This is a genomic window from Cetobacterium sp. ZWU0022 (assembly GCF_000800875.1).
In the GTDB taxonomy this organism is placed as follows: Bacteria; Fusobacteriota; Fusobacteriia; order Fusobacteriales; family Fusobacteriaceae; genus Cetobacterium_A.
The window spans coordinates 1-9,207 of record NZ_JRJZ01000139.1 but is presented as its reverse complement, the minus strand read 5'-3'; the positions used below and the strand labels follow the sequence as shown (position 1 = coordinate 9,207).

Here is a 9,207-nt window from a genome sequence, read left to right as displayed (position 1 = left end):
TCGAACTCGCGACATTCAGCTTGGAAGGCTGACGCTCTACCAACTGAGCTACTCCCGCATCACTTACAAAGATATAGTACCATAAGTTTTAAAGTTTGTCAACAAAGTTTTTTTATTTTTTAAAAAAAACTTTTGCTTTTACTTCACCTTCATTATGAACCTTATCTACTGGAGAAACCTTATAATAATAACTTTTACCTTTTTCTACTGTTTTATCTAAATATTTTAAACCATACTTTCTTTTTACAGTTCCTAAAATATATTCTGATGAAACTCCTTCAAAATCTTTATTTGTACTTCTATATATTGCATAGTAGTCACTGTAGTTATTAGCTGGATCATCCCAAGTTAAAAGAATTCCATCTTTAGTTATTTTTCCTGATAGGTTTGTTACTGGCTTTGGTGGGATTTCATCTATCCAAGGAGTCCTTGGAGGTAAAGCTTGATTCTGATAAACCTCTTTTCTTAGATTATCTTTTATATTCAAACTATTTTTTTGAATTTTATCAAATCCAAAAAACACACTCCCTTGAACAGCTTTTGTTTTTCTATTATATTTAATTTGTTCTATTAACTCTTTCTCATTTTTCCAAGCTTTCGTAGTATCTATCTTATAAGCTGCATGTCCTACATATAAATTTACATTACTATCTTTAACTTCATTTATCCACCAATCAACCAAAATATCGTACTGAGCAACCTTCAAGTTAAAATCCCAATATATCTGTGGAACTATATAATCGATCCACTCATTTTTTATCCAATTTCTTGTATCTGCATATAACGTATCATAATTTTCAGCACCAGCTCTTGTTGCTGAACCAGTAGGATCTTTATCATTGTTTCTCCAAACACCAAAAGGACTTATTCCAAATTTAACATATGGTTTTTCTTTTTTTATTTTTTTTGATAACTCTCTTACAAACGTATCTGTATTTTTTCTTCTCCAGTCCTCTCTACTTAAATCTTTTCCATATAATTTATATGTTTTATCATCACCAAAAGGAACTACTTTTTTATTTTTATCAAGTACTGGATACGGATAGAAATAGTCATCCATGTGAACTCCATCTATGTTGTAATTTTTAACAACATCAACTATTACGTTTTCTGTAAATTCTCTAGCTTTTGGATTCCCAGGATCGTAATAAAGTTTTCCGTCATATTGAATAACCCACTCTGGATTTTTCCTTGCTATATGATCTTTTGCTATCTCTTCATTTTTTTTCAATGTAATTCTATACGGATTAAACCAAGCATGAAACTCTAAATTTCTTTTATGCGCTTCCTCTATAAAAAATTCCAAAGGATCATATCCAGGATTTTTCCCAATCTCTCCTGTTATATATTTTGACCACGGTTCCTTTGTTACTTTCCCATAAAACCTATCCGCTGTTGGTCTGACTTGCATAATCACTGCATTCATATTCAACGATTTTATCTCATCTAATATATCTATAAACTCTTTTTTCTGATCTTCTATAGACAAACCCTGTTTAGATGGCCAGTTTATATTATCTACTGTGGCAATCCAAACCCCTCTAAACTCTCTATCACTATCTTTTGCAAATACAGATGATAAAACCATTAGAAATAAACAAAATATATAAGCTACTCTCTTCATAAATTCTCCTCTTATCCCTTTATGATTGAAAACTTTTCTCCTAACTCATCTCTTAAAGCGCATATAAAGTCAATTTTATTTCCCATTATAAGTGGAACAATTATCTCTCTTTTATCTTTAGTAACTATTCTGATAATAACTTGTAATCTACTAGCTTTTCCTATTACTCCTTCTTTTAAAGTACACGACTCTATATCTTCGAATGCTAAATCTAAACCTTGGCCTAATACTTTTTTCTTTTCACAATCTAAAACAATTTTATATGAAAAGATATTTTTCAAATGCTTTAATCCTAAGAATAAAAGTAGTCCTGCAATGGCTAAATATGGTATGCTGAAATCTTTTGTATATCCTATATATCCTTGAAGTAAACCGATTAGTATCAATGGCAACCCTGTTCCTAACCACATCACCAACTTCTTTGCTTCTAAACTATATTTTCTCATCGCCTTATATTCTATCTTTGTTTTTGCTATTTTCTTTATAAAATCATCATAAAAAAACATTATTCCTCCCATTAAAGAAGAAAAGTAGAGACTCATCTCTACTTTTCTATTCAATTATTTATTATTTTACTAATTCCATGATATCTTCTGGTTTATAATCTAAGTTATGAACCGCATTTATATATCTAACTGTTTTACTCTTTCCTCTGATTACTAAAGTTTGAGTTCTAGCTATACTTCCTTTTCTTTTTACACCCTCTAAAAGGTCTCCACTTGTTATTCCTGTTGCTGAGAATATAACTTCATCATCTTTTACTAAATCATCCATTTTAAGAACATCTCCAACTCTAAGTCCCATCTCTTCACATCTTGATTTTTCATAAGCTGAAATTTTATCATTCTCTAAAGATACTCCTTTAACTTCACTTCTTAATTTTAATCTAGCTTGCATATCTCCACCTAAAGCTTTAATAACTGCTGCTGATATAACACCTTCAGGAGCTCCTCCAATTCCATATAAAACATCTACATCAGAATCTACAACTGATGTTAAAATCGATCCTGCAACATCTCCATCTGGAAGTGCATAAACCTTAATATTTAAAGCTTGTAAATCTTTTATTATCTCTTTATGTCTTGGCTTATCTAATATTACTACTGTTAATTCCTCTAAAGGTTTTTTTAATGCTTTACAGATATTGTCAATATTTTCCATTAAAGGCTTAGATAAATCGATTACACCTTTTGCTTCTGGTCCTACAATTAATTTCTCCATATACATATCTGGAGCTTTTAAGAAGCTTCCTTTATTTCCTACAGCCAATACTGCAATCGCATTAGCTTGCCCTTGAGCAGTCATTCTTGTTCCTTCTACAGGATCAACTGCGATATCTACTGCTGAGAATCTATCTTTATCTGGAGAATCAATTCCTACTTTTTCTCCGATGTAAAGCATAGGAGCTTCATCAATCTCTCCCTCTCCTATTACAATCTCCCCTTGAATTTTTATCCCATTTAGCACAGTTCTCATAGCGTCTACCGCTGCTTGATCTGCCGCCTCCTTATCTCCTCTTCCTACCCATTTGTAAGCGGCTAAGGCTGCTGCTTCTGTAACTCTAGCAAACTCTAAAGCTAACTCTCTTTTCATTTTTCCTCCTACTTTGTTTCAATTAATCTATAAATTTTTTCTCCTGGTAAAACCATTTGGAGTTGATTCCTAGCTACTCTTTCTCTGTAAAAGGGATTATTTATATCCTCAATCATCTCATCATATTTAACAATTAAGCTTTCAATCTCTTTTTTCTTTTTTAATTTTATCTCTTGCTCTATTTTTAACTTATCGATTTTTACAAATGATCTAAATATATTTTGTCCTAAAAATGCAAAATGTATAACCAATGGGATTATCCAAAGCAGATTTTTCATTAGTTTTTACCTGACTCTTTCTTTAAAAGTTGTAACTTTTTAGAAACCATCCTTTTTGCAACTGGCGATATTTTATCTACAAATAAAATTGCTTCTAAATGATCATACTCATGTTGGAACGCTCTTCCTAATAAACCTGTTCCCTCTTCAATAACCTCTTCACCTTTTTCATTCATATACTTTATTTTTACAGTTACCGATCTTTTTACTGGTTTATATACTCCAGGAACACTTAAACATCCCTCATCTTCATTTTCAACTACATCAGATAACTCTATTAGTTCTGGATTTATAATTTTTCTTATTACCCCATCTCCAACATCAATTACAACTATTCTTTTTGCTATTCCAACTTGCGGAGCTGCTAATCCAACACCGTTTGCTTCATGCATAGTTTCAACCATATTATCTAAAATCTCTAATATTTCTGGTGTAATTGCCTCTACTGGCTCTGCAACAGTTCTTAAAGATTCATTTCCATATATTTTTATATCATATACCATCTTTATTTTTCCTCCAATTCTCTTTTTTCCTAATACATATTATATCATATTAGATTAATAGGGTCTACATCAACAACCACTCTATATTTTTTATTCTCAACTTTTTTTAGTTTTTCCTCCAATTTCAATTTAAATACATTTATTTTTGCTCTACTACCCTTCACAAAAATATTACATCTATATCTCCCTTTAACCTTATAAACTAAAGATCTCATAGGCCCATATATTTCTACCTCATCGTCCTGTATCTCTTTAAATAGTTTATGACAGTATTCTTCTAATCCACTCTCTTCTGGCGATGATATCCCTATGTTTATAATTTTTGAAAATGGTGGATAGGATAGAATCTCTCTTTTCTCAATCTCTTTATCATAAAAATTCACATAACTATTCTCTTGAATTTTTTCTATTATGTAATTTTCAGGTTGGTAAGTTTGAATTATAACTTTTCCTTTTTTTTCTCCTCTTCCTGCTCTTCCAGCAACCTGAGTTATCATTTGATACGTTCTTTCTCCCGATCTAAAATCTGGTATACTCATAACAGTATCTGCATTTATAACCCCTACTAAAGTTACATTAGGAAAATGAAGCCCTCTTGATATCATTTGAGTTCCTATCATAATATCATATCTTCCTGCTAAGAAATCGTTATACATATTTTCGTAGAAGTCCTTCTCTTTAGAAACCTCTCCATCAACTCTTATTATATTTACTGGAAATCTTTTTCTTAACTCCTCCTCAACTCTTTCAACGCCACGTCCACTAAAAGTCATATTTTTGCTATTACACTTTGAACATCTTCCTGTATATCTTTTAGATATTCCACAATAGTTACATTTCAGACTTCCATTACTTGCATAATAATTCAACTTTATAGAGCAGTGCTCACACTCCTCCATATGTCCACAATCTTCGCATTGAACGAGTGTTGAATATCCTTTTCTATTTAAAAGAAGTATTATCTGCTCTTTTCTCAATAGTGCAGTTCTCATCTCTTCTAATAATTTTTCACTAAAAAAACTGTCCTGCTCTTGCTTCATATCCACTATCTCTATTTCTGGTAATTTTGCATCCTTATATCTATGTTCAATTTCAAACAATTGAAAAATCCCTTTCTTTCCATAATAATAACTCTCTATTGATGGTGTTGCTGATCCTAAAACTACCTTAGCATTTTCTAGTTCAGCTTTTTTTATTGCTACAAACTTAGCATTATATCTTGGATTCGTATCTTGTTTATAACTGTTTTCATGTTCCTCATCCACTATTATGTATTCTAAGTTTTGTACAGGAGCAAATATAGCTGATCTAACTCCTAAAACCACCTTTTTATCTCCTATGTAAATACTGTACCATTCTTTAGCCCTATCAGTAGATGATAATCTACTATGAAGAATCGCAACTTCATCTCCAAATTCAATTTTAAATCTTTTTACCATCTGTGGAGTCAATGATATCTCGGGAACTAAAAATATTGATCCTTGATCTCTTTCTAAAGCTCTTTTTATAAGTTGAATATATATCTCTGTTTTTCCAGATCCCGTTACTCCTCTTATAAGAAAATGTCTTTTGCTAGACTCCTCAATCCCTTTTTTTATTAATTCTTGCTCTTCATTTAATTCTGTATCTTTTTTAAAAATTTTTTCTTCTAAATCTTTTTTTAATTTTTCCTCATCAAAAGTTTTTATTTTCCTCTCAAAAAAGATATTTTTTTCTTTTAAATGCTTCTCTATTATTTTTTTATCAAATTTTTTCTCTAAGGTTAGTTTACCGATCTCTTCTCTTGCTATAAAATAGTTTTCTAAATCCCTATCTAAGTTCTTTTCTCTATTCAATTCATACCAGTTATCTTTTAATTCTAGATAACCCTCTTCAAGAAACTCAGTGATTTTTTCTTTAGAAAATTTATCTACCAAAGTTTTTTTTCTAAACTTTAATCTATCATAAAAATATTGTAATAAATCATCAACTAACAAACTCTTTTTTTCTATATTTATTCTATAGATATCCTCATACTTTATTTTTATTCCCGCTGGAACGGCCGTAGAAAAAACTTGATCAAAAGAACTCATATAATAATCTTTAATCCATAACAAAAGCTCTATAAAACTTTTCGAAAAACTTAACTCTTCATATAAAACTCTCTTTATTGTTAAAACTTTGAACGAATACTCTTTCCCTATCTCTTCCTCTACAACAAGCCCAACCTTATCTTTATTTCTAAAAGATACTAGAACTCTATCTCCAATTTTTATATTTTCATCTTCACTGGCATAAGTATAGAAATCATTAGTCTTTTCTATATAGATACTAAAATATCTCATTACTTTTTCTCCTAGTTTAATTTTATTTTTATCTTTTTTATATCCGTCAGCTCTTTTTGAGCCTGAATACTTTGCTCAACAACCACACCCGCTCCTATTAGCTCAACCTCAATATTACTACCCTCGAATATCTCAATAACGTCTCTACCACTAAGACCTTTTAAATCCGGCATTAAAACTAACTCTTCGTGATTAGCAACGCTCTTTAAACTTGTTTTTCCTGCTACTCTAATTTTATCTATATTTTTTGGAGATATACTTTTTAATTTCGTTATCTTTTTTATAACCTCTCCTAGCACTGGAGCTGCTGCTGTTCCTCCAAATTTATCATATAAAATATTCCCTTGAGGTTTGAAAAACATTGCTAACATTATATACTGTGGCTTTTCAACCGGGAAAAAACCAATAACAGATGATAGATATTCATTCTTTACATATCTTCCTCTTTCACTAAATTGAGCAGTCCCAGTCTTTCCACCAATTCTATAACCATCTACACCACCCTTTTTTACCGTCCCATCTTCTACGGCTGATTCCATCATATCTCTCATCTCTTTTGACACAGTTTCACTAATTATCTTTCCCTTACTTACAGGTAAGTTTCTCCTAACAACAAGTCCATCTTTATCTGTAATTTTTTCAACTATATATGGTTGATACATCACACCACCATTTACAACCGCTGAAAATGCTGTTATCATCTGAATTGGTGTAACAGCTATTCCTTGTCCAAAGCTCATCGTACTCTTTTTTAATCCATTCCAACGTCTAACTGCCTCTCTTTTTGGTGTTTGTTCGTAAGGATAATCTACCCCAGTTTTATTATATAATCCAAATTTTTCTAAATAGCTATCAAATTCATCGTTTGTAAACATATCCGCCATTAAAACCATACCAATATTACTTGATTTTTTTAATACTTCCTCTGTTGTTAAAATCCCCTTTACGCTTCTACTACTCTCTTTAATCGTGTGACCATGTCTCCTAAAAGTTCCATCTCCTATATCAAATTTTGTAGTCTTTTTTATTTTTTTCTCTTCTAAAGCTGCTGCTATTATTAAAGGTTTAAATATAGACCCTGGTTCTAATTGAGATTGGAAAATTGGATTTGTCACAGCTTTTTTATTTTTTCTAAAAAATGAAGTCGCCAAAACTTTTCCTGTATTTGGATCCATCATTATGGCATAAGCTTCTTCTGAATTAGTTTTTTTAAACTGTTTTTCCATTTCATCATCAAGAATATACTGTAAATCATTATCTATAGTTAAATGTAAATCCATTCCATTTAAATTAACTTTCGTTCTTGCTCCTGCAGTAGGTAATCCGACCCCTAAGCTTCTTATACTTGGAATTATTTTTGAACTTCTATCACCTTTTAAATAATTTTCATAGAAAAGCTCTATTCCAAAAACACCCTCTTTTTCTGTACCTTTTTTAAATCCTATATTTCCAACTAAAAAGAAATATTGATCAGCTTTATAATATCTTCTCTCTTTTCTTCCCGTTAAAAATATAATATTTTTTCCTTTTATTTTGTACTTCTCCAAAATACTTTCAATCTCTTTTTTTTCAACATCATCTATATTTCTATTTAATCTTTTATATACTCTCTCTTCTTTCCCCAATTTATTTATAGTACTTAAAAGTGGTTTATAATTCTCTTTTATATATTTTTTGCTTATAAGCTCTCTTAATGCTTCTGGTGCATTCTCTGATTTTATGAATCTTTTTGGATCAACAGATAACTCATACATATTTATACTATATGCCAAGCCTTTCCCTTTTGAGTCATATATATTTCCTCTTTCTCCACCCTCTTTTCTCTCAACATTTACCTGTTTATTTATTGCCTCTTTATAACTTTCAGAATCAAAAAGTTGTATTTGAACCATTCTGAACATCAGTATAAAAAAACAAAATAAAATAACATCTGATACTATGAAAGATCTCAAAATAAAATTATTTTTCATCTTTATTTTTTTCCATTTAAAAAATACATATAAATTAAATATCAGCATCAGTGCAACAGCCACAGTCAATAAAAATTTTTTATAATATAAAGAAAGTCCGATTCCTAATATTTGCATTAAAAGTAAAAATATCTTTAGTTTCTTATTCATCTACCCATCCTCTTTTTATTTTTCTTTTAAATATTATATCAAATATTGTCAAAATAAGGTATAATAAGAATAAAATTCCACAAAAAGGAGTAATTGTATGAACGTTTTATTTCTATTGCTTTTTATGACCACTTCAGCTTTTGCACTTAATATAGGAGTTATTGACTCTGAATATATTTTTAGCCAATACAACAAGCGTTATGAGATGGAAGAGAAACTTGAAAATAAAAGATTAGAACTAAATTCTGAAATTGAGGGTCTAAGACAAAGTTTATTAGAGCAGGAAAAAGTTATAAAATCAAAATCAAAAATTACTGAAGAGGACAAAAAGAAATTGTTAGATTTAAAAAAACAATTTCAGGATAAAATCGAGATTTCTGAAAGGAATTTTCAAGAGGAACAACAAAATTTTATATATGATATCAAGTTTGAAATTGATTCAGTTGCCATCCTAATTGGGAAACAAAAGAACCTAGAAATGGTTATTGAAAAAAGTGCTACAATATATGGTGGTGTGGATTTAACAGAGGATGTCATAAATTTTCTTAACAATAAAGAATCATATAAGTTAGATACAACTAATCTTTTAAAAAAACAGTTATAAAAAGGGCATATCAAATGTATATACCCTTTTTTATTTTCTACGGATTAATTTTCAATACAACAAATAAAATAAAAAAAAGCACCTAAGTGCTTTAAAGTTCATATATGGTGGAAACAACTGGACTTGAACCAGTGACCCCCTGCTTGTAAGGCAGGTGCTCT

At 30.2% G+C, this 9,207-nt stretch carries 8 protein-coding genes; 1 reads left to right on the top strand and 7 read right to left on the bottom strand.

Annotation, left to right across the window (positions count from 1 at the left end):
* Positions 1-112 precede the first annotated feature (112 nt).
* The 7 genes from L988_RS10655 to L988_RS10625 all read right to left on the bottom strand — a co-directional run bounded on the left by L988_RS10655 (position 113) and on the right by L988_RS10625 (position 8,442).
* A complete protein-coding gene (locus L988_RS10655) occupies positions 113-1,624 on the bottom strand; it encodes a glycoside hydrolase family 10 protein (RefSeq protein WP_047384122.1) in 1,512 nt (503 codons plus the stop codon).
* Positions 1,625-1,635: 11 nt separating this feature from the next.
* Complete coding sequence (locus L988_RS10650; RefSeq protein ID WP_047384120.1) at positions 1,636-2,130, bottom strand: hypothetical protein; 495 nt, start codon at positions 2,128-2,130, stop codon at positions 1,636-1,638.
* A 61-nt stretch (positions 2,131-2,191) separates the two neighbouring features.
* A complete protein-coding gene (gene glpX / locus L988_RS10645) occupies positions 2,192-3,217 on the bottom strand; it encodes a class II fructose-bisphosphatase (protein WP_047384118.1) in 1,026 nt (341 codons plus the stop codon).
* Between the two features lie 8 nt (positions 3,218-3,225).
* Positions 3,226-3,495: a septum formation initiator family protein gene (locus L988_RS10640; protein WP_047384117.1), complete on the bottom strand. Its 270-nt coding sequence runs from the start codon at positions 3,493-3,495 to the stop codon at positions 3,226-3,228.
* A complete protein-coding gene (def, locus tag L988_RS10635) occupies positions 3,495-3,998 on the bottom strand; it encodes a peptide deformylase (RefSeq protein ID WP_047384116.1) in 504 nt (167 codons plus the stop codon). Before def ends, L988_RS10640 begins: the two co-directional genes overlap by 1 nt.
* A 44-nt stretch (positions 3,999-4,042) precedes the next feature.
* Positions 4,043-6,322 carry a primosomal protein N' gene (priA, locus tag L988_RS10630; RefSeq protein WP_047384114.1) on the bottom strand — a complete coding sequence of 760 codons (2,280 nt, stop codon included), beginning with the start codon at positions 6,320-6,322 and terminating at the stop codon, positions 4,043-4,045.
* 11 nt (positions 6,323-6,333) lie between these two features.
* Positions 6,334-8,442, bottom strand: a complete 2,109-nt coding sequence (locus tag L988_RS10625) for a penicillin-binding protein (protein WP_047384113.1) — start codon at positions 8,440-8,442, stop codon at positions 6,334-6,336.
* A gap of 97 nt (positions 8,443-8,539) precedes the next feature.
* Here L988_RS10625 and L988_RS10620 point away from each other — a divergent pair, with 97 nt between their 5' ends.
* The gene (locus L988_RS10620; RefSeq protein WP_047384111.1) at positions 8,540-9,046 is read left to right on the top strand and encodes an OmpH family outer membrane protein; all 507 of its coding nucleotides are present in this window, start codon (positions 8,540-8,542) and stop codon (positions 9,044-9,046) included.
* The last annotated feature ends 161 nt before the right edge of the window (positions 9,047-9,207 follow it).